At 51.0% G+C, this 22055-nt stretch carries 15 protein-coding genes; 4 read left to right on the forward strand and 11 right to left on the reverse strand.

Annotation, left to right across the window (positions count from 1 at the left end; translation table 11 throughout):
• Positions 1 to 3: 3 nt before the first annotated feature.
• Together BP71_RS04920 and BP71_RS04925 are read right to left on the reverse strand one after the other, a co-directional pair.
• Positions 4 to 1014, reverse strand: a complete 1011-nt coding sequence (locus BP71_RS04920; protein WP_496377202.1) for an efflux RND transporter periplasmic adaptor subunit — start codon at positions 1012 to 1014, stop codon at positions 4 to 6.
• A 2-nt stretch (positions 1015 to 1016) separates the two neighbouring features.
• Positions 1017 to 2273 (reverse strand): TolC family protein, encoded by a 1257-nt coding sequence (locus tag BP71_RS04925; protein ID WP_496377204.1) that lies wholly within the window; start codon positions 2271 to 2273, stop codon positions 1017 to 1019.
• Between the two features lie 220 nt (positions 2274 to 2493).
• Here BP71_RS04925 and BP71_RS04930 point away from each other — a divergent pair, with 220 nt between their 5' ends.
• From BP71_RS04930 to BP71_RS04945, 4 genes are read left to right on the forward strand one after another with little or no spacing between them, the layout of a single operon-like run.
• Positions 2494 to 3855: a sensor histidine kinase gene (locus BP71_RS04930; protein WP_496377206.1), complete on the forward strand. Its 1362-nt coding sequence runs from the start codon at positions 2494 to 2496 to the stop codon at positions 3853 to 3855.
• A gap of 16 nt (positions 3856 to 3871) precedes the next feature.
• Complete coding sequence (locus BP71_RS04935; RefSeq protein ID WP_496377208.1) at positions 3872 to 4246, forward strand: response regulator; 375 nt, start codon at positions 3872 to 3874, stop codon at positions 4244 to 4246.
• The gene (locus tag BP71_RS04940) at positions 4243 to 5289 is read left to right on the forward strand and encodes an adenylate/guanylate cyclase domain-containing protein (RefSeq protein WP_496377210.1); all 1047 of its coding nucleotides are present in this window, start codon (positions 4243 to 4245) and stop codon (positions 5287 to 5289) included. Before BP71_RS04935 ends, BP71_RS04940 begins: the two co-directional genes overlap by 4 nt.
• A 2-nt stretch (positions 5290 to 5291) precedes the next feature.
• A complete protein-coding gene (locus tag BP71_RS04945; protein WP_496377212.1) occupies positions 5292 to 5879 on the forward strand; it encodes an HD domain-containing protein in 588 nt (195 codons plus the stop codon).
• Here BP71_RS04945 and BP71_RS04950 read toward each other — a convergent pair.
• From BP71_RS04950 to BP71_RS04990, 9 genes are all read right to left on the reverse strand, one after another.
• Positions 5874 to 9149, reverse strand: coding sequence for a cyclic nucleotide-binding domain-containing protein (locus BP71_RS04950; RefSeq protein WP_496377214.1), 3276 nt, complete (start codon positions 9147 to 9149; stop codon positions 5874 to 5876). The genes BP71_RS04945 and BP71_RS04950 overlap by 6 nt on opposite strands.
• A gap of 106 nt (positions 9150 to 9255) precedes the next feature.
• Positions 9256 to 11526 carry a cation:proton antiporter gene (locus tag BP71_RS04955; protein WP_496377216.1) on the reverse strand — a complete coding sequence of 757 codons (2271 nt, stop codon included), beginning with the start codon at positions 11524 to 11526 and terminating at the stop codon, positions 9256 to 9258.
• A gap of 84 nt (positions 11527 to 11610) precedes the next feature.
• On the reverse strand, positions 11611 to 13095 hold the full coding sequence (locus tag BP71_RS04960) for a mandelate racemase/muconate lactonizing enzyme family protein (RefSeq protein ID WP_496377218.1): 1485 nt from the start codon (positions 13093 to 13095) through the stop codon (positions 11611 to 11613).
• Between the two features lie 155 nt (positions 13096 to 13250).
• Complete coding sequence (locus BP71_RS04965) at positions 13251 to 14183, reverse strand: RraA family protein (RefSeq protein WP_496377220.1); 933 nt, start codon at positions 14181 to 14183, stop codon at positions 13251 to 13253.
• Between the two features lie 30 nt (positions 14184 to 14213).
• Complete coding sequence (locus tag BP71_RS04970; protein ID WP_496377222.1) at positions 14214 to 15746, reverse strand: SusD/RagB family nutrient-binding outer membrane lipoprotein; 1533 nt, start codon at positions 15744 to 15746, stop codon at positions 14214 to 14216.
• A gap of 107 nt (positions 15747 to 15853) precedes the next feature.
• Positions 15854 to 19312 carry a SusC/RagA family TonB-linked outer membrane protein gene (locus tag BP71_RS04975; protein WP_496377224.1) on the reverse strand — a complete coding sequence of 1153 codons (3459 nt, stop codon included), beginning with the start codon at positions 19310 to 19312 and terminating at the stop codon, positions 15854 to 15856.
• Between the two features lie 237 nt (positions 19313 to 19549).
• Positions 19550 to 20635, reverse strand: a complete 1086-nt coding sequence (locus BP71_RS04980; RefSeq protein ID WP_496377226.1) for a FecR family protein — start codon at positions 20633 to 20635, stop codon at positions 19550 to 19552.
• A 312-nt stretch (positions 20636 to 20947) separates the two neighbouring features.
• A complete protein-coding gene (locus BP71_RS04985; RefSeq protein WP_496377228.1) occupies positions 20948 to 21394 on the reverse strand; it encodes a hypothetical protein in 447 nt (148 codons plus the stop codon).
• A gap of 29 nt (positions 21395 to 21423) precedes the next feature.
• Positions 21424 to 22035 carry an RNA polymerase sigma factor gene (locus tag BP71_RS04990; RefSeq protein WP_496377230.1) on the reverse strand — a complete coding sequence of 204 codons (612 nt, stop codon included), beginning with the start codon at positions 22033 to 22035 and terminating at the stop codon, positions 21424 to 21426.
• Positions 22036 to 22055: the final 20 nt, after the last annotated feature.

Genomic DNA, 22055 nt, shown 5'->3' on the forward strand with positions numbered 1-22055 from the left:
GGGTTAGTAGCCGAACGATAAACCTTTGAGTTGCATGACGCCTTTGGTGACCACATGATCGCCACCCTTCACGCCGCTGAATGCGACAATGCGGTCGCCGATCTGGTCGCCGATGTTCACTTCCCTGCGTTCAAAAACGAGTGGTGCGGTTTTAAGGAAAACATAATTGCGGCCCTGCACGGTTACCAGTGCATCTTTGTTGATACTGAGTTTTTTACCTTCGCTCAATCCAAATGCCACGGTGCCAAACATCCCGGCCTTGAGTTTGCCGGTCGAATTGTTGATACTTACCCGCAGCTTGATCATCCGGGTGGTCTGGTCCACCAGATCGGCGATGTCGTCGATAGTGCCGGTGAAGTTTTCGTTTGGAAATGCGGTAAAGGTGATGGTGCAATGACTCCCTTTTCTGACCTGGCTCAGCTCGCTTTCGGGCACGTCACATATGATGTAAGCGGTACCGGCAGGTGCGCGCCGGAGCTGTTTTGGCTCGAAACCGCCGGCTTTCAGCTTGGTTTCGTGTTCGATAATGGCCGAGCGTTCGTTGATCAGGTTGGTTTCTTCCATCGAAAGGGCCGTCTGTGATTCAAGCAGGTCCTTCCCGGTGGCGGCACCATGCTCCTGCAGATCTTTGATCCGCGAAAGTTCGGTTTTGCGCTGACGGATATTGATGTTCTGAATCTGGTTGATCATCGTCAGGTGTTGCAAAAGCTGGGTATAGTTACCCGCCAGTTCCGGATTGTCGAAAATGACGATGTTCCCGGACGCGCCCTCGTCGGAGCGCACCACTGTGGCGGAAACTTTGGCCGGAGCGGTTACATTGGCCATCAGCGAACTGCTTGATATGCTTTCAGTTTGAAAGAAATCCGCGCTTTCTGCCTGTGGGAATGTTATTTTAGTGCCGGAAGTATTCACGACCGGCGTCGAGTTATCCTGGACGATTTTATTGCTAGCCTTGTTTTTGCAGCCCGCAATCAATGTTATGGTCAGGCAGGTGCAAACGATTAAGTTCTTCATTGTCATTGCGCGATTTGATTGATCAGTCCTGATGCGTAAAGGAGGTCGATGTAGCTCTGGCGGTATTGGCTGAGCACATCGTAGTACTGCTGCTGGGTATCGAGCCAGCTGCGCTGGGCTTCCAGAAAGTCGATGATGGTCGTCCCGCCACGGAGATAAGAATACTTGACGCTGTTGAGGATTGTTTGGGATTGAATTAGTAACTGATTGAAATTCTGTACATTCTGCTTGTGGGTCATGTAACTTCTGAAAGCCGTCATAATTTCGGTCTCGGCCTGCGTCTCTGTGGCTCTCAGGTCCTGTTCGGCTTGCTGTTTGATCACCTGCGACTTTTTGATCTCACCCTGATTTCGCGAAAAAATGGGAATTTCCAGGGTTCCGTAAATACCCATGTAATGTGCCTTGTTTTGCGGGTTGTAGATCAATCCCAGTTCGGGGGTCGGTAAAGCGCTGGATTTTTGCAGTTTGATGTTGGCGTCGGCGACGTCCATGGTCGACTTAATGGCCTGGATATCGGTGCGGTTCTGCAGGGCTTGCTGAACGATTGCATCCATCCGATCGGGGAACGCAAATGCAAACTGGTCGGTAGTATCGATCCGGATCGAGTCCTGTACACCCATCAGGAATTTCAGATTTATCAGCTCGTTGGCATACAGCTGACTGGCTGATTTGAGCTGGATCGCGTATTGGTTGGCCAGGAGTTCGGTTCGTGAAAGGTCTGTTGTGGTGATTACCTGGTTTTTCAGACGAAGGCGATTGATATTGGCCAGTGAATCGATATTGGCCTTTGCAGTACCCAATAAATCGAGTTGCTTGCGGGCCGTCCAGACATCCAGCCATTTCTGCGCAACTGTCTGAAACAGATGCCTTTCAGTGTCGGCATACTGCTTCTGGGTCAGCCTGACATTTTGCTGTGCGAAATTGATCTTATTCTCTCTTTGTACAGGCAGCTGAAAAGGCTTGGTCAGCTGCCACCATATCTGCCGGTTAGCACCGTTGAACCAGCCGGTGTTTTCCGGGAACTTGGAGGACTGCACCAGTTGTAACGACTGGTTGTTCAGTATCACATTGGGGCGAAGCTGCGCGGTGGTGATATCGCTCTGTGAAATATCGACATTGAATTGCTCCCGTTTCAATATGGGGTTATTGGATTTTGCCGTTTGCAGGGCCTGCTGCAAATTGTAACTTGTCTGGGCCCGTGCCGATGCCATTCCCATCAGCAGCGCGATGAGAATCGGTTTTACAAGTTTATAGGACATGTTCGCTTAGTTTGAATTACTTGCGGGCAAAGGTTCGGAGCTATGCTAAAAATGGTATTAAAACTGTTTTATAATTACATTAAAAATCAGTTAGAAATAAATTAGAGGCGAAGCAAAAGGCCCGTTCGGATCATAGGACAGAATTTACGCGGGAAAATAACTATTTTGCCGGTTGAACGGGGTTTTAGCCAAAGCGAACAAGTATATACGGGTCATCTACATGCATTTTATCGTAGCCTTCTTTCTCGTCCAATTTGCCCATCAGGCCATGCAGCATGCTGATAAGCTGCCTAAATGGGCCAACTTTTTCAAATATGCGCGCTTTTATGTGTTTGCCCTGGTGGCGATCTATTTTATAGCAAGGCAGCCCGAGATGTTTACCTGGGTTTGGAACCTTTCCCTGCTTGCATTACTATGGTTTTTTTACAAGGAGGAGGATTTTAAGCCTATTCGCTCTACGGTCCAGTCGATAGTTCCGTTTGTGGGTGCATCCATGCTGAGCGATACCATCGAGCTGATCTTTCCTAAATTTCATAAAAGCTATGGCGATATGTTCGCCATGGTTACCATGTTTGCCTGGATTTTCTGTTTTGTGATATGGTTTTATGCCAGGAAGCAGCAAAAGGTTTTAGCACAGGAACGGCGCGACCGCTTGCGTGACGAAGAGATCGCCAAAGAACAGAAGCAGTCATTGGAATACCTGGTTGCCGAACGCACTCAGGAGCTGACCCAGCAGAAAGAGGAGCTCCAAAAGACCATCGAAGAGCTGAAATCGACCCAGAACCAGTTGATACAGAGTGAGAAAATGGCATCGTTGGGAGAGCTTACCGCCGGTATCGCGCATGAGATCCAGAACCCGCTTAACTTCGTGAACAACTTTTCGGAAGTGTCGGTAGAGCTTTGCCAGGAGCTGGAAGAGGAGATCGACAAGACCGGAATTGAGGAAAACGACAAGGATTATATCAAAGGCATTATCAGCGACCTGAGCCAGAACCAGCAGAAGATCACGCACCACGGTAAACGAGCAGATTCGATTGTGAAGGGAATGCTGCAACACTCGCGGGCGTCGTCGGGCGAGAAGGAGCCTGTGGAGGTGAATGCGCTCGCCGACGAGTACATGCGCCTTGCATACCACGGCCTGCGTGCGAAGGACAAGGAGTTTAATGCGGCATTAACGACGGATTTTGACCCGACGATCGGGACTGTCAATGTGCTCCCGCAGGACCTGGGCCGTGTTTTTCTCAACCTTTTTACCAATGCATTCTATGCCGTTGCGGAGAAAAAGCGAAAACTCACCGAGGCGGGCCAGCTGGGCGAGTATAAGCCAGAGGTGAAAATCAGCACCAAAAAATTTGATAACAAACTATATATCAGGGTTTCAGACAATGGAACTGGCATGCCGGAACACGTGAAAGCGAAGATATTCCAGCCGTTTTTTACGACCAAGCCGACCGGTCAGGGTACCGGTCTGGGCCTTTCGATGAGCTACGACATCATCACCAGCGGGCACGGCGGCGTGCTCGAAGTGGATACCGTAGAAGGTGAAAAAACCGAGTTCCGCATTACCCTGCCCATCGCCTGATTAACCCTTGCCGAAGATGAAAATACTGGTTGTAGACGACGAGGAAGACGTCAAATCGCTTTTTGAGCAGAAATTCCGGCGCGAGATCCGTGCCGGGCAGTTGGAGTTTTCGTTCGCCTTTTCGGGTGAAGAAGCACTGGAATTCATGAAAAACCATCCTTCGGAAGTGGTTATGATCCTTTCGGACATTAATATGCCCGGCATGAGTGGTATCGAGCTCCTCAAAAGGATCCGTGCCGATCATCCGGCCGCGCCTCCGCAGGTGATGATGATCACCGCTTACGGCGACAGCGCCAATCACGACCAGGCCATGCAGCTGGGTGCGGACGATTTCCTGACCAAGCCTGTTAATTTTAGCGAACTGAAAGAGAAACTGCTCCTTATTTTATGAAAGCCAAAATACTCGTAGTGGACGACGAGGCCGACCTGCAACTGCTCATCAAACAGAAGTTCAGGCGACAGATCCGCGAACAGCAATATGAATTCATTTTTGCCGAAAACGGCCTGAAAGCCTTGGAAACGCTCGCGGAGCATCCCGACGTGGACATGGTGCTCAGCGATATCAATATGCCTGAAATGGACGGGCTTACATTACTGATCAGGCTGGGTGAAATAAGCCCGATCCTGAAATCCGTAATCGTTTCGGCCTATGGCGATATGGATAACATACGTACGGCCATGAACCGGGGTGCATTTGATTTTCTGACCAAACCCATTGACTTCAAAGACCTGGAAGTTACAATGGAGAAAACGCTGCTATATGTCGCACAGTTAAAAGAGACATTGAAGGCGGTGCGCGAAAATGACATTTTGCGGATGTACGTCGACGCGTCGGTGTTGCAGTTCATGACGCAGGAGACGTTCGAAAAGTCACTGATGACGAGCGAGAACATTGAAGGAACGGTCGTTTTTATGGATATGTGCGGGTTTACAGCGATATCCGAAAAGGAACGCCCCGACGTCGTGGTGAAGCTCATTAATAAGTATTTCGATGTGATGGTCAAAGAGATTATCGCACAGGGCGGGCATGTCGACAAGTTCATGGGTGATGCCGTAATGGCTGTGTTCCGCGGTGATTACCACCTCGACAGGGCCGTAGAATCCTCGCTGGCCGTACGCAACCATATCAACGGCTTTCATGAAGAACTATCGGACCAGTCGGGCTACTTTCCGAAGGTGTCGATCGGTATTAATTCAGGAGAAATGGTGTCGGGTAACATCGGATCGGCCGCATTGAAACGTCTGGATTACACCGTGATCGGAGATGTGGTGAATATTGCGCAGCGGTTACAGTCGATCGCCAAACCCGGGCAGGTCGTAGTGTCCGAACCGGCTTATGAAAAGCTGAAAGAGGCATTCCAATGCAGTCTGGTGGGCGAAGTAAATCTCAAAAATAAGGCCAATCCGTTGTTGATCTATGAAGTACTGGAGTAGCTATGGACGTTGAAAAAGCCCGGAAATATATTTTGAGCGAGCTGAAAAGCAGGCTGGATCCTACGCTTTATTATCACGGCCTGCACCATACCATCGACGTAGTACAGGCAGCAGGTGAAATTGCAGCGCTGGAAGGCGTCCGGGACGAAGCTTCGCTGACGTTATTGCGTACGGCTGCCTGGTATCACGACAGCGGATTTATGACGACCTATCTGGGGCATGAGGAGGCGGGCTGTGAGCTCGCCCGCAAAGTGCTGCCCGGTTTTGGGTACAGCGACGCGCAGATTTCGGTGGTATGCGGCTTGATCATGGCCACGAGGATCCCGCAAACCCCCCAAAATCACCTCGAAATGATTCTTTGCGACGCCGACCTGGATTATCTTGGCCGAACCGATTTTGAGGGCATTGCAGCCACCTTATTCGAAGAACTCAAAACCCGCGACATGGTCGAGGATATTCCGGCCTGGGACGCCGTGCAAGTGCGTTTTCTTGAGGCACACAGCTACTGGACAGCTTCGGAGCAAAGGCGCCGGGATGCGGTCAAGCAACAGCATCTCGATCACCTCAGAGGCATGGCGAGGGCGTTATAGCTGGCGCATTTTTTCGTTCTGTACGCGTATGCGCTGGCACAGGATACGCAGCACGTTACGCAGGATCTCATCACGTTCTTCCATCAGTTCAAAGAAATCTTCCTGATCGATCCGAAAGACAAGGGCGTCGGTTTCCGCGACGGTGGTGGCAGAGCGGGGCTCGGTATCCAGTAATGAGAGCTCGCCGAAAATTTCCCCTTTATCGAATAATGCGAGCTGCTTTTTACCGTCGTAGATCCCTACCTGGCCCGTATAAATGATGTACATCGAATCGCCGATATCTCCTTTCGCGAATATTTCCTGTCCGTCGCTGTAAGTGACTTCTTTCATAATCGGCGCAATGGAGCTCAATACGTTTTCAGGGGTTTGTTCAAAAAGGCGTGTGTTTTTGAGTACGATCACCCTTTCCATTTCGGAGATCTGCTGGGTCGGTTCGGCGTGTTTCATTGGGATTCGAAGTGAGAATTGAAGATCGGGGCGCTGCGCCAGTAAGTTGTATTTGTCATAAACCGCCTCCCGGATCAGGCGGGAAGGGTGGGTAGCCAGTTTTTCGAGATAGCCGAGGTCAGACTCAGCAACGGCACAGTTGCGGACAGCCAATGCGATGGTCCAGGTTGTGAAGGATCGTTCGTGCTGGGACAGTACGCAGGTAATCAGTGACAGTCCCGGATCCGCATTACCCATGTACTGTCGGAGCGCATCGCGCTTGCGCTGAATGGGTATGTTTTCAAACAATGCATGCAGCGATGGATACAGCATCCGCGGCAGCAGGCTCTCGATCAGTTCCAGTGAATTGGCGCGTTTTTCCTTGCTTGCATGGAGTATTCCCTTCCATGCGCTTTGCACGGCATCCTTGTCGTACTGCATCATAAAGAGATAGAACAACCGCCGGGCAGTCAGTTCGAGTTCGTATTCCAGTGCATTATTCCAGGTCAGGTCCGTTTCAGAGGCGTCCATGCCGTTCAAAAGCTGGCCTGCATGGATCAGTTCTTTTTCAACAAATTCAGGTATAAGTGATTTGTAATCAGCTATAATGGTATAATGACTGAGCGCTTTGAGCGCTGCAATATGGGTGAAGCTATCTATATTGTTTATATATTTTTTACTTTCATTACTATTTGTACTATTTATATTTTCATCATTTATAAATAGTTTATGATGGTAAATATTTTTAATAAGGTTAAAAAGTATTTGGAGTATAAATTCATGCCTGCCTTTTTCAGCTACTTTGACGAACGTACGAATGCGTTCGCCCCGGTCATCTTCCTGCAACCATTCCTCAACAATGCGGATGCCGAGGTCGCCTGAACGGATCAGCGCGTGGATGGTGGCGGGCGTAAGCGTACCCGTGAGGACGGTGCGCAGGTCGCGCAGCAGGGCAGGGGAACCTACCGTAGCCGCTACCTCGATGGCATAGTTGCGTACGCGTTGGGTGCCGTTCCGAATGCAGCTCTTGAGCAGGTTTTCGTAGGAATTGATGCCGGTTACTTTCAGGCAGTCCAGTGCGGCAAGCTGATCATTTTCCTGCTCTGAGCCGAAAAGTCGTTGCAAGGTACCGTGGATGAGCGGCAATGCTTTTCCTGCCTCCCAGCAGCCGATAATAGTGCCTTTGACGATATCGAGGTCATGGTGCGCCAGGAAGTGTGCCAGCTGTTCATCCGACAGCCGTCCGTTGGCGCAGGCCAGTCTTACCGCCAATACCTGGCATGCCGCGTCAGGCTCCGCTTCGATGTATGATACAAACGATGCGGAAAGTTCCGGTTTGTCGAGCGTGGTCAAGGTCTGGAGCGTCTTTAATCGTACCTGCACAAACGGATTGAGCAGCAGGTGATCAGCATGTTTCCGGAACAGCGACACTTTATTACGCGCCAGCCAGTCGATGGCATTCAGTACCTCCTCTTTCCGGTCGCTTTGCAGGTTTTCTGTAATAATGGGCAATGCTTCGGCCGGGGAGGCCATTTCCCCGCTCCGGATGAAGCGTTTGCTGATCGCTGATTTCAGTTCCTGCATATAGTGCTTGTAAGACCTTCTGAAAACAATCAGTGCTCCCAATGCGAAGAGCAGCGAGAGATCGAATGTGAGGCTGATATCGCTCCATTGCTGTTTGTAGATAATCCAGAGCATCCCGCCTGCGATGAGCATTCCTAGCGGTTCGAAAAGGCCTTTGGCGAGCGTATGGCCTTTCAGGCGGGTTTTGGTGGACAGTGGCTGAAACAGGACCAGGAATACAGGGTCGAAAATCGTTCTTCGGACCAGCTCGAAAAGCAGGTAGGCAATACAGTAATAAACCAGCAGGGAAGGCTCGTCCTTGCGGAAGTACGAGGAAACCAGCAGGCCTAGCGAAATAGCGACTGTCGTCAGCGGAAGCAGGTAAAGCGTTAGTTTGACGCCGAAACGCTCCACTGTTTTGCCCGAAAGTATTATTTTAACAAAGGTCGAGATGACATAAGTCGCGGTCAGCAAGGACCCAACGAAGAAAATGACGTCGTGTTGGCTGTGGAATTTGTATTTGACATTGACAAAGAAATGATATTCGATCCACGTCGCTGCGGCGGCGATAGCCACCATTCCGATACAGAGGGAGGTAAGCAGTTTGTTTCCTCCGAAATACTTTTCTATAATGCGGGAACCTGATTCGCTGACCTGGCGGGGACGTGCGTGATGCGGATTGGGGATGTCGGTATAGCGAAAGGTCAGAATCTGCGTATAGAAAGCCAATGCGAAGAAGACCAGTGAGATAGCGAGAAGTATCGCCAACACGGACGGTGAATGGATCAGAATGGCCAGCACGGCGCCCAAAGCTTTGGCAGGCATATCTCCCGAGCCGATCACGCTGAAAAGCCGTTTGCTTTGCCGCACGTCGAAAACCAATGCGGACAAACCCCAGAATTCCAGGTTGATAAGCAGGTAAATGATACGGTAGCCTACCATCACCGCCACCGCGGTAGCGACACCGTGCCCAAGCAGGAGCAGCCCCATAACGATGATCACCATGAATAGTGATGACAGCATGGTGCCCAGGCTCAGCTTTTTCAGCAGGAGATGGTGCTCAAAGTACTCGTAGATCTTACCGGCCACCATTACGGCCAGCGCTGCGGCGATGTAGGCAATGGGCAGAGAATACTCCGGGTGATTTTCAAGCAGCAGCACATTGGCGGAAACGTAAACCAGCGTGGTGCCGACATTGATAAAGAAGTTATGGAAAAAGAAAAGGAAAGTTTGCGGGTTAAGGGACTTCGTAATGCGGTTTTGCCGTAGAAAAGAGATCATAGAGTTGGAATGCTAGCGTCGCTCCTGTAAAATAAACACATATTATTCCTTTTAAAAACCGCAGGAGGAGACTTTCCGGGCACTGGACGCCCGGAAAGTCTCTTATTCAGCCCCGTATGATCAGGACGGAAGGTGAATGTGAAAGCCATACGCTGTGCGATTCGACAGCCTTTTTCCAGCTTTCGAGGCTGATGATCATCAGGTCTTTGCCCTGCAAAAAATCTTTTTCAAGCACGTTTTCGTAAAGCAACGCCACGTTTTCAGGCGATTTTTCTTCCAGTGCATGCAATGCGCCACCTACTTCTTCATGCTGGCTAAGGGTGCGGGAAGGGTCCATGACCGTTACATGCAGGCTACTCACGGTCGTCAGACGGTCAGCGAAACGGATGAGAAATTTGTCCTCGTGGGTGAAGAGCGGCATGAACACATTTTTGACCTGATCCATGTTTTTTTCAATCAAGATACCCACCGGCACCTTCACGGACTTGATGATGTGTGTCGTCCTTTCGTCGAAAACATCTGCGTGGAAAAGCTTCTCCTTGCCGGTAATGGTGTCGAAAAGGCGCTCACGGCTCACGAACTTGGATGTGAAACCCAATATTTTACCCAAAAAAGTGCCCTCGAAAACCGACCGGCCGATCCCGATCATGAGCATATCGAACTCACCTTCGTTGGCTATTTCGATAATGTCGTGCTCGATATTCTGTGACGGCTTGAACAGCGATGTGAATGTGGCATTCAGCCCGTGCGCCTCCTCGTTGATCGGGCGGAAAGTTTCGTACTGGTATTCTTCGGTGTTGACCTGGTTGAGATAGCTGCTCGGCGAGAGGTGCAATGCAGTAATGTTTTGTTCATCAGGCTGTTTTGAGACTAGTTTGTCGGCCAGGCGAAGCATTTTTCGGCCGCCTTGCGGGCTTGCGAAAGCGATCAGGACCGAAAAGCGGGACGGCAGGTGTGCCGGATGGAGATCGTCCCCTTTTCGTGCAGGGAGAAACTTATCGATCAGGTCGAGTGCGGGACCGGTCATGCAAGTAGTTGCGAGTGCCATGATCACCATCATTGTGAAGATCTCCGGCGAGAGTACGCCGATATCATACCCGATATTAAGCACCACCAGCTCCACGAGGCCCCGGGTGTTCATGAGTGAACCGATAATGAGGCTGTCGCGCCACGATTGTTTGACAAACAGGGCCGCTATGGTGCTTCCAACGAACTTGCCCACCACGGCCGCGGCGATGATCAGCCCGGTGACGAACCACAGGTGAGGATCGTTCAGCAAGCCAATCTGCGTTCTCAAACCTGTAAAAACAAAGAATAGCGGCAATAGCAGTACCAGTGAGACGTCCTCTACTTTTTCAATAAAAATATTACGGAAACGCTGATTGGCAGGCATGATTACCCCCGCCATAAATGCTCCGAAAAGTGCGTGGATACCGATTACCTCAGTGCAATAGGACGAAAGGAGCAGCATCAGAAAGAATACCGCTACCACCGGCTTCGTGAGTCCCTCGCGGTAAGCATAATGGTCGCCGATGCGTTTCAGCAATGGCTTGACCACTTGCAGCATCACCAGCACATACCCGACGGACAGCACGATGGTGTAGATCGAACTCATAAATTCTCCCGCTTTCACGATCGCGATCACTGCTGCGAGGATACACCAGGCGGTAATATCGTCGGTAGCCGCGCAGGTGATTACCATCATGCCCAGCCGTGTGCGCGAGAGCCCGCGCTCCTGCACAATACGTGCCAGGACCGGGAACGCTGTAATACTCAATGCAATACCGGTAAAAAGCGCAAACGACAGGAAACTGATGCCTTCGGGCGCAAAGTCGGTATACATATACAATGCCAGCCCGACACCCAGCGCGAATGGCAGCATAATACTCGCGTGGCTGATCACAACGGCTTCTTTTGCCTTGGTTTTCAGCACATTCAGATCGAGCTCCATGCCGATGATGAACATGAAAAGGATAAGTCCTACCTGGCTGAGAAATTGCAGGTTGCTCAGCGAAGTCTTAGGGAAAATGAATGCGGAAATTTCGGGATAGAACATCCCCAGCAGCGACGGCCCCAGGAAAATCCCGGCTGCGATTTCACCGATCACGGTCGGCTGGCCGATGAGTTTGCAGATCCAGCCAAACAGGCGGGCTACGATGATGATGGTGACGATTTGTGCAAGGAGCGTGGCGAGCGGGTGGGTGAGATTGTGCCCGAAGGTATCTTTAAATTGCTCCCAGGAAGAGATGGTTTGCGCTTTTTGGGTAATCTGGCCGGCTTTTTCGAGGAATGTGCCCTGTCGGATAAAGAAGTAAAGCAGGGCCGCGAAAATGACGATGGTAATGCAGTAAAACAGTACGTTGCGAATATTCTTCATCAGTACATATGAGAGTGAAGCGCGCAAAATACTGAATTAAGCCGAAAAATGGTAGGACTTCACGCCCTACCATTCTGCGAATCCCTAGCTCCACAACCGGTCGTGCGAACGTTTTTCGTTCCAGTCCGGGGTCGGGGCGAAGAACGATTTGTCTTTCGGATGCAGGTGTTTTTTTACCTCTTCGTCAACCAGCTCGATGCCGAGACCGGGCGCCTCCAGAGGCACCGGCGCATACCCTTTATCGATCAGTTTACGGCCGTCGGTGGTTTTCACGAGACTTTCCCACCACGGCACGTCCACCGAATGGTGTTCCAATGCCAGGAAATTCTGCGTAGCGGCGGCGCAGTGCACGTTGGCCATAAAGCTCACCGGGGTGCCCGCGAAGTGCATCGCCATGGCAATGCCATGATCCTCGGCGAAATCACCAATGCGTTTGGTTTCCAGCAAGCCGCCCGACGATGCCAGGTCTGGGTGAACGATATCCACCGCGCGTTGCTCGATCAATGCCTTGAAACCTTCTTTGAGGTAAATGTCCTCACCGGTGAGCGTAGGCGTTTCCAGCGCGTCGGAGATGGTTTTCCATTGGTCGGTATATTCCCAGGGTACCATATCTTCGAACCACGCGAGCCGGTATTTGTCGAGGGCTTTGCCTAAACGAATGCCGTTGTTAAGGTCAAAATGGCCGTAATGGTCGGAGGAAAGCGGTATTTCATAGCCCACCACGCCGCGTACTTCTTCTACTACTTTGGCCATTTCTTCCAATCCTTTCGGCGTGATCTGGATTGCGGTGAAAGGGTGTTTGGTATTGGCATAAGAATGGTAATCGCCGGCCCATTGCGAGAAACCGCCGCCCCAGACCTTGTTATTCACCACGCTGCCTTCATTGTTCCGCAACATCCCGATCGAGATATCCATTTTCAGCCATGTATAACCCTGGTCCTGTGTACGGAATTTGATTTTTTGCTTAAACTCATTGATATCGTTCGACTCTGGTGTATCCGCGTACAAGCGAACCTTATCGCGATACCGCCCGCCCAACAGCTGCCAGCAAGGCACGCCATAAGCTTTGCCGCAGAGGTCCCAAAGCGCCATCTCCACCCCGCACACGCCGCCCGCCTGGCGACCGTGGTAACCAAACTGTTTGATCGATTTGAACAACTGCTCCACATTACACGGGTTTTGCCCCAGCAAATGGCTCTTCAAAAATAATGCGTAACGCTCATCGGCGCCATCCCGCACCTCACCAAGCCCGTAAATGCCCTGGTTCGTATCGATGCGGATAATGGGAGTGCGTCCCACATTCTGCACAATGCAATACCGCAGGTCTGTGATTTTCAGCTCCGACGGTTTGGAAGCACGGCTTACTTTGGAAGTTGCCTGTGCAATGGTGTCTTCGGTCGACATCGACATGAAACCACCTAATGCAATTCCGCCAACTGCTGTTTTACGAAGGAAGTTACGGCGGCTGTCTCCTGTTTTAGGGCTGGCGATTTCTGCCGCGGCCGCTGCTTTTTCAGCGCTTTCAACCTGTTTGTTCGATTCAATGATTTGTTTTAAGATGTTTTTCATTTTTTTGATGCTTTAAGCTGTAAGCTATATGCTTTAAGCCATAAGCCTCAGACTATAAGTTTTATATGCATACCACCAGGTTCGCAAAACGCTTTATGTATAACTTGATGCTTATAGCTTACTGCTTATTGCTTAAAGCCTGTTACTTACAGCAATTAATAATTTCTTTCCTTCAAATAGTCATCTAGTTCCTTCTTCGTCATCGGCAGCTTGCCGGGGTAGTTGTTGACCCAGTTCAGAAAATCTTTCTGGATCGTGTCCGACCATTTGGTGTCGATTTCTCCGGGCGTATACTTGCCCTCGCGCAGGCGCAGGTGCCCGAACTCGTCGCGCAGGGCCGTTACTTCCGATGTAATCACCAGGTCTTCCACCAAATGTGCCGGAATGAAGATCGTACCGTATTTTTTAGCCAGAACAACATCCCCCGGAAGCACCACAGCCCGACCGATACGAATCGGCGTGTTGATGTTCGTGAGCATCATTTGCTGGATGTACGACGGATCCTGGCCTTTGATCCACGCGTTAAAGCCTTTGATCTCGCTCAACCCTTCCACATCGCGTACCGAGCCGTAAAAGATCACCCCGCGTTTGGATTTGGCGTAAATAGAGTTGCCCAGGTTGTCGCCGATGAGGGTACCGTCAGCGATTTTGCCGTAGCCGTCGGCCACGTACACATCACCCTCTTTCAGGACGTCGATCGGCCAGGAGTTGGTACCGCCGGTTTGTACGCGGCCTTCTTTTTTGCCGGTTTCCTTCACCAGGTCCTGCAAATCGGGGCGGGCGGGCATGTACTGAGCGGTAACCACGCGTCCGGTCATGGTGCTGTCGTTGTGGATCAGCTGCCATTCGCCTTCGAACTGGTTGTGGTAGCCTTTGTTTCGGAGCACGCCCCAGGCCTCTTCCATCGAAATGTTTTTCAGGCGGGCCAGGATCGCGTCCGATACATGGGGGCGGCCATCCGGCGACCGCGCGCCCTTCCAGCCGGAGGTGTAGGCTTTGATCTGATCAGGAGTGGGGGAGATCGCCTGTGCGTAGGAAGCGACGCTTCCCAGCACAAACGCTCCCGCAAGCAAGGTTTGTTTAAGCATAAAAGAGAAATTAAGGGTTAGTATTGATTATTATTTATCCCAAAAAACGGGCGTTCCGAGCTCGTCAGGGCCCATTCTGGCGACTGCCTCCTTGTAGTTGGCCTCGTTCACAGAGCGTTCGAGAACCGGGTACACCAATCTTTTGATAAAGTCTTTCACCGACGGGTCTTTACCCGGGTAATTGTTGACCGGAAGCACCGGAAAACCACTTCTGCGGAAGTTCGCCCAGGCTTCGGAGCCGTTCAGGAACGACGAGATCCAGTATTGGTTGTTGATCTGTTCCAGTGCTTTGGCCGGTACGAAGGGGTTAGCCGTCAGGAATGCATCCTGGTTGGCAGTCGAAATGGTCGCTAACACGTCATAGGTAGCCATCTGGTTCATATGCGCACGAACGCCTGCTTCATACAAGGCTTTCACATCGCCCGTTGCCCAGCCGCGTTGTACCGCCTCGGCCAGCAGCAACGAAGTTTGGGAATAGGTAATGAAAAACTCCGGCGCATCGATCTTGCCCAGCGTACGACGGTTGATCTGCGAATATTTGAATGCAGAACCGATCTTTCCGGGGAAACCCGGCGCATTCGCGATGGTCGATTCGTTGTAGCCATAAGGCATTCCTTCCTGGCTGGCAGGCGCAGTATCCTCGGCGCCGACAGTCGCCAGCGGGTTACCCGGCGTTTCGTATTTAACGGCGATCACGCGGATGCGCGGATCGTTGGTCGTTTTCAGGAAGTCGACCAAAGCTTTGCCGAGGTACACATTACCACGCTCGGTACCCTGGAAATAGTTGGCCAGCGGGTGGTTGAAAGTGCTGTTGAATGCGATCAGCGCATTGTCGGCATTGGAACTTTGAAGGCCGCCATTCGCAGGGTCAACGGCTATCGCTATATATTGCTTTGCTTTCGCGACGTCGATTTTGGAATAACGCATCGCAGCACGCAGCATCAGCGAGTTACCGAGCTTCTTCCATTGCGCGATATTTCCTTTGAAAAACAGGTCACCGGCTTCGATCGCCTTGGACGCGTCCAGTCCTTTGGTGCCTTCCTGCAACTCTTTCAGGATATCGTCGTAGATCACTTTCTGGTCGTCGTATTTCGGGAGGTTAATGCCTTCCAGAAATGCTTTTCCTGCCTGAAAATAGGGCACATCGCCATAGGTATCCACCAAAACCATAAATACATAGGCCTTCCAGATCCGCGACATGTGGTACAGGTTGCTGCGCGCCGGATTATCCTTCGTTTGCGCGATAACCGTCGTCAACAGGTTTACAGGGCCGTTTTGCAAATACAGCGAGTTGAAATTGGCGTTCGAATTGGGATCGGAAACCGCATTATGGTTCCCGCCTTCGAGCACCCCCGTGTAAGGCGTATTGATCTGCTGGACGATCTGCATCTGGTAGTTCTGCGTGGCAATGGCCGACGTGAACTGCGAGTTCGAGAACAGGTAAACCGGATCGACGCTCGTCGCCAGTACCGGATTTTTGTTTACATCCTCAAATCCCTTATCGCAGGAACTGGCCGATACAAGTATGGCGAGCGTTGTTGCGTATATGAATATTCGTTTCATGTTTAATTTTTTAATGAGTGAATGAGTCAATGAGTGAATGAGTGAATGAGTGGATGAGTCCATTTCCTGTCCATCCTCCCTTTCCTCCTTCCTCCCTTTCTTCCCTTTTACAACTTAATATTCAGGTTGATACCGTAACTCCTTGTCGTCGGAAGCGTATGCGTTTCGATGCCTTGCAGGTTGTCGGAGGCGGATACTTGTGCTTCGGGATCGAGGTTATCGATGTACTTCTTGATCATCAGCACGTTGTTGCACATCGCCGATACGGTGAGGCCTTTCACGAAGGTCTTGTCACGTACGAAGCGGGAGAGGTCGTAACCGATTGAAAGCGTTCTCCAACGCACGAATGCGCCATTGTATACGAAAGGTGTGGCCAGGTTGGTGCTGCGGTAGGCGGTGTAAAACTGCTGCGCTTCCACGCGCTGTGCATTAGCTTCGCCGGTGGCTGTTACGCCTTCCAGCAACACGCCGCCTTCGCGGCCTACAAGCGATGGTTTCGAAAGTCCTTCCCGCAGGAAGTTCAGGTTCGAGTTCGAAAGGATCTTGTTACCAGCCTTGAAATCGATCTGAGTACCGATCCGGATGCCTTTCACATTGATGGTGTTCACCCACGCGCCCACCCATTTCGGGATCGCGCTGCCGAAGGTGGTCAGGTTGCCCTGCTGCGGCAAACCGCCCGAAGTAACGATGCGGCCCTGGTCGTCGCGTTTGTAGTCGAATCCGCGTAGGGAAGCCAGCGGTTTGCCCACTTCATGGGAAACAATGCCGAAGAATTCACCCGTACCTACATCGAAGCGGTCCTGTCTTTCGGCCAGCTCAATCACTTTGCTAATGTTGTAGCTGCCGTTGAAGCTGGTTTCCCAGGTAAAATTGTCGTTACGGACAGGCACGACGGTCAACAGGAACTCGACACCCTGGTTGCGCAGCTTGCCCACATTTACTTTGGTCTGGCTAAAACCGGAAGTATTCGAAATGCTGACATTCAGGATTTCATCGACGGTGTTTTTACGGTACAATGAAAGATCCAGGTTTAACCGGCTATCGAATGTCTTGAATTCCAGACCCACTTCCGTTTCTTTTACTTTCAGCGGACGGAGGTTTGCATTCGGGCTGACCGTCGATGGAAGGTTACCCAATGCCGTTCCATTGAACGGGTTGGCATTGATCGCATAGTACAGGTTATTCGAATAAGGATCGGTATCGCCACCTACCTCGGCGTAAGCAGCGCGGAGTTTACCATATGTAAGCCACTCGGGCGCATTGGCAAATGCCTGGCTGAACACGAAGCTACCACTTACGGACGGGTACAAGTAGCTGTTTGATTGCGGATTGAGTGTCGAGAACCAGTCGTTGCGGCCCGTTACATTCACAAAAAGGAAGTTTTTGTAGGAAAATTCCGCCGATCCGTAAATAGAGTTAACCTTCTTTTTGCTGTAACCATAATTCGGGTTCTTGACCTGGCCGTTGGCGATCGTGTACAGGTCGCGCACGTAGAAGTTGGTCACGGCAGTCGATACATTGTCGCTGACCTGCAACATCTGGTTGCCGCCCAATGTAATGTCGATGCCGAAGTCACCAAATGTTTTATTAGCGCCAATGAGGATGTCCATGTTGCGCTCGCGGAAAGTGGCGACATCCTGGTAATAATAGCCGTTGAAACCGGTCGCGACGGCGCCAATGGAGCGGGTGCCCGTCGGGCGGTTGTAGTTGTACGGCCTTGTGTAGTAATCCTGCCCGATGCGGCCTTGCACGAACAACCAGTCGGTGAAATCATACCGTACCGAAGTATTACCGAAAATCCGGTCGCGACGTACGTTTTCGAAGCGGTCGTAGGCTACCCAGTACGGGTTATTCCGGTTGGTAAAACGCGCCAGGGGCATTTCGTTGCCGTTGGCATCCTTGCGGTTTTTAAGCCAGTCGGTGTCGATGCTGGTAGCCAGGGTATAAATGGTGGTATTCGCATTCATATCCTGAATACCGATCTGGGGCGGGTTCTTGTTGTATTCGTTGGAATAGTTCGCGTTCAGTTGGGCCGAAAGTTTTTTGGTAAACTTGTAATTGAGGCCCAGGTTGAAGATTCTTTTATGATAAGCCGAATTCGGCATGATCGCATTGGCATCGGTATTCGCAAAAGAGAGGCGGAAGTTTCCTTTTTCATTGCCGCCTGACAATGCTACTGAATTAGTGAAACTGGTTCCTGTGCGGTAAAATTGCTTGATACGGTCCTTATGCGCCACATATGGCTGGGTACTTCCATCGAACTGAGGCGTTGGCTTGCCGTCGAGCTTCTCGCCAAATGCAAATACGCCGGAGCTTTGCGCTTCTGCCACGTTGGTTGGGCGTTTCCCGAATTCTCCCTGGCCGTATTCGTATTGGAAATCTGTATAATCCAACGCCTGCTGTGCCTGGAAATTTGAGTTCAGCTCCACACCGATACCGGTTGTTTTGCTACCGCTTTTGGTAGTGATGATGATCGCACCATCCTTTGCGCGGAAGCCATACAATGCTGCAGCGGCCGCACCTTTCAGCACGGTCATGGATTCGATATCGTCCTGGTTAATGCTTTGCAGACCGTCGCCCGCGTCGGAAGAGCCGCCTGTCGGATTGCCCGTGCCGTTTCCATTCGAACCGCCCGCCGAAACGCTGCTGTTGTTGATTGGAATGCCGTTTACGATGATCAATGGGGAGTTGTTGCCGCCAAAAGACGACTGGCCGCGGATACGGATCTTGGTAGAACCACCCGGACCACTCGCAGGCGGCGTCACATTCAAACCCGCCACTTTTCCCTGCAAACTGTTACCTAGGTTAGTGGTGCGGTTGGTCGTCAGTTCTTCGGTGTTTACCGTGGCTGTGGAGTAGCCCAGTTTTTTTGCATCACGCTTGATCCCCAATGCGGTCACAACCACCATTTCGAGGTTACGGACGTCGGGTACCATCGAAATATCGTAGCTGGACTGGTTACCGACCGGGATTTCCTGCAATGTATAGCCTACGGATGAAAAAATCAGAACACCGCCTGCATCGGGTACACTGAGCTGGAACGAACCCTCGGTATCAGTTGCCGTGCCGATCTTGGTTCCTTTCACGACAATGCTCACCCCGGGCAGGGGAAATCCCTTTTCATCGGTCACTTTACCAGTGATGTTCCGGTCGATGCCGCTCTGGGTACGGATGATTTCGGGTAGGGCGCTGCCGGGCTCGCTATTGCCTTTAATCAGGATCACCTGTTTTCCATCGATTTTGTAGGTGATATTGACAGGTTTGAACAAATCGTCCAGAATGTCGCTCAGCGGCTTGTCTACGGCGTTCAGGGATATCCTCCGCTGTGATTTGATCAGTGATGAGCTGTATGTAAAACGCAGCTGCGTCAGCTTGTTCAGTTTGGTTAGCACAGTCTTCATTTCCAGGTTGCTGACCTGTATGGTAATCTTCTGATTCAGAATATCCTGCGTCTCAACGGTGCCTGCTGTTGACACAGTAGCGAAGATAAGGGCAATAAATAATTGGTAAAGTGATATTTTCATAGCCCTGTAAAGTAGCCGGGGTAGGTATCGGTGTTTTTTCATACTTTTGATTGTTTTGTTCAGGATTGAAATGATGGGACAAAATGCTCCTGTATCGCCACAGATTCCAGTCCGGGCGAGGGGAGGCGCAGGGCCGGTGATGGCGCAATCATCACTGGCTCTTTATCATTCAAGGGTAAGCAGAGTTACTCGTATGTCATAGGCAAATCGGGGATTAATGGTAGGTGATTTTAGTTCTGAAAAGGGTTTAGAATTTAGAAATTGCCGTTTGGCAGCACATTAATTACAACCTTTGGAACGGATCACAACGCGACCATCCTCCATATCATAGCCGGCGCCAATCGCCTGGCATATTGCATTCAATCGTTGTTTCAGGTTTTCATCGCCGAATTGCGCGCTGATCACGCAGTTGGAAAGTGTTTCGGGCTGGTACACAATGCTGATCCCGTATACTTTTGCCAGTGCATCGAACGCCTCGGTGACTGGCCTGTCGTCGAATACCTGGTCTTTCAGCACCGCCGATTCAGCCAGCAGCACCGGATTGGCCGTGCCGGCTTTTTCCAGTTTGTTCTCCTTGCGGTTGAATACTACCTGCTGGTTGGGGTTCAGGATCACACCCGCGGGTTTGGCTCCTTGCGAGGTTTCATATTCCTTCTTGGCATACACCGACACACGCCCGGTTTTAACAGCTACCATTTCGGTATTATCGCCCTCAAGTGCCTTAATGCGGAAGCTCGTACCGAGCACTTTGGTCACCGTTTCGCTGGTATAGACCAGGAATGGTTGCGCGGGATTTTTGGCCACATCAAAAAACGCCTCGCCCGTGAGATACACACGTCGCTCATGAGCCGTGAAATGCCGGGGATACCGGATGCTGCTGCCTTGGGCGAGCGTAGCCACGCTGTTGTCGCTCAGGAGCACGGTCATTTCCAATTCCGTCGGGTTGGTTTTGACGAGCATCTCGCTCTCCAAAATAATTTCCTGCCCTTTTCCAGCCGGTGCTATTGCATTATTCTTCGTATAATAAAGCCAGCTTAGTCCGCCGGTGAGCAGTAGCACCGCCGCAGCTTTCCAAATCGCCCGCTGGTAGAACGGCACACGGTCGTCCGCTTTACGCTCCTCCGCCAAGCGCGTAATCTCAGCGATTTCATGCTGGAGCGTTTCGTCCGAGAGGTCGTCTTTGTAGATTTCATGCACCGCGAGTACGAGCTCCCGGGCACGCGCAGCAATGCCCGCACGATCGGGGTTTTGTTGCAGCCAATGCTGCCAGTATCGGTCGAGTTCCTGCGTGGGCGCCATCACCCAACGGCGGAACGATTCGTCCGTCGCCAGTTCCTCCACAGTAAAAATTCGGTGTAAGCTCATCGGTAAAACAAAAACATACGGTTCAGAGTATTTGCGGGCTCTTTAAAATGGTATGTCTGTTTTGAATGCCGGGATAACCAAAAAAGTCAAAAAAAATTTTGAAAAGTTATAAAGGAAGGGTCGTGGCAAGGAGGAAAGGGAGAATGGGGAGAATGGTGTGTAAATTTTAAAAGTATTATATGTTTAAATAGTTTATATTGTTTAATATATATTTAAAATATAGAATGTATCGTGCAATGTTGCCGAACAGCTCGGCACGAAGGATACCTTCGCGCCATTTGATTTGAGATTACCGTATCAGGTGCGCAGGCATCATTTCGCGGATATAGAATATTCCATCAAAGACATTGAACCATTGAGCCGTGACCGCACCGTGTCCCCGGGCTTTAAAAATCGCCTGATCGAAACGGAGTCCTTGGGAATACTGGACCAACCGGCGGTCAGTGCATAGAAATCGCTTTCGAAGGCTAAAATCTCAAACCCTTTGACCTCATGCAGGTATTTGAGCAAGCGCGATTTGGCGAGGAACGTGCTGCCATCACCATGGGACTGCTCGCCGAGCATCACAATGCGCGCATCCCCGATCGCTTGGCCGATGCATTCGAGCTCAGTGAATGGCTCATCGAAATTCAGCGAGCGCACCGCCTGTGCATTTTCACGCACGAAACGGCTGACATTTGTTCGAGCCGGGCAGTGCCCAGAGAGAAGCAGCGTGATGGCTATGGTTAGCGAAAAGAAGTACTGGTGGCGTTTCCACATTTGTAGTTCGACGCTGTACGCATATCCCCTTAATGGATAATATACACGAGCAACAACCAAAAAAACTCCGCCGGTGCCCATATCTCCTTAATCTCTTTCAATGTCCGGTAAAGCAGATTGGACACGCTCTGGCGGCCCAGGCCCATTACGCTGGCAATGTCTTCGTTGTCGAGATTTTGGTAAAAACGGAGGTAGATGATCTCCTGCTGGCGTTTGGAGAGCAGAGAGATAATGCGTTTGAGATGGCCATTCTGGAAGCGGATGTGCTCTGCTTCGATGATGTTGGTTTCAATGGAAGGGTCCGATGGGTCGGTATCGAACATGGCTACCTGCGGCTCGTGGAAGCGTTTAAGCCGGATACTTTCCTTGATCAGCTTGTGACGGAGTGCTTTGAGGAGGTACGATTTGACGAAAACCGTTTCGGAGAGGAAGTTCCGCCTTTCCCAGAGTTCCAGGTAGAGTTCCTGGATTGAATCACGGATGAAATCCGGATCGGAGGAGAATTTGGTGGCGTAGTTGTAAAGTGCCCGGTAATGCAGCTGAGCGAGCCGGCCCAATGCGTCGGAATCCCCGGCTCTGAACCGCAGCCATAATCCTGCGTGCATGTCGGCTGCATTCGATATGTTTTCTTCTTTGTTCAAATCTTTAATGCCACGGCAAT

The organism is Dyadobacter ginsengisoli DSM 21015 (assembly GCF_059568735.1).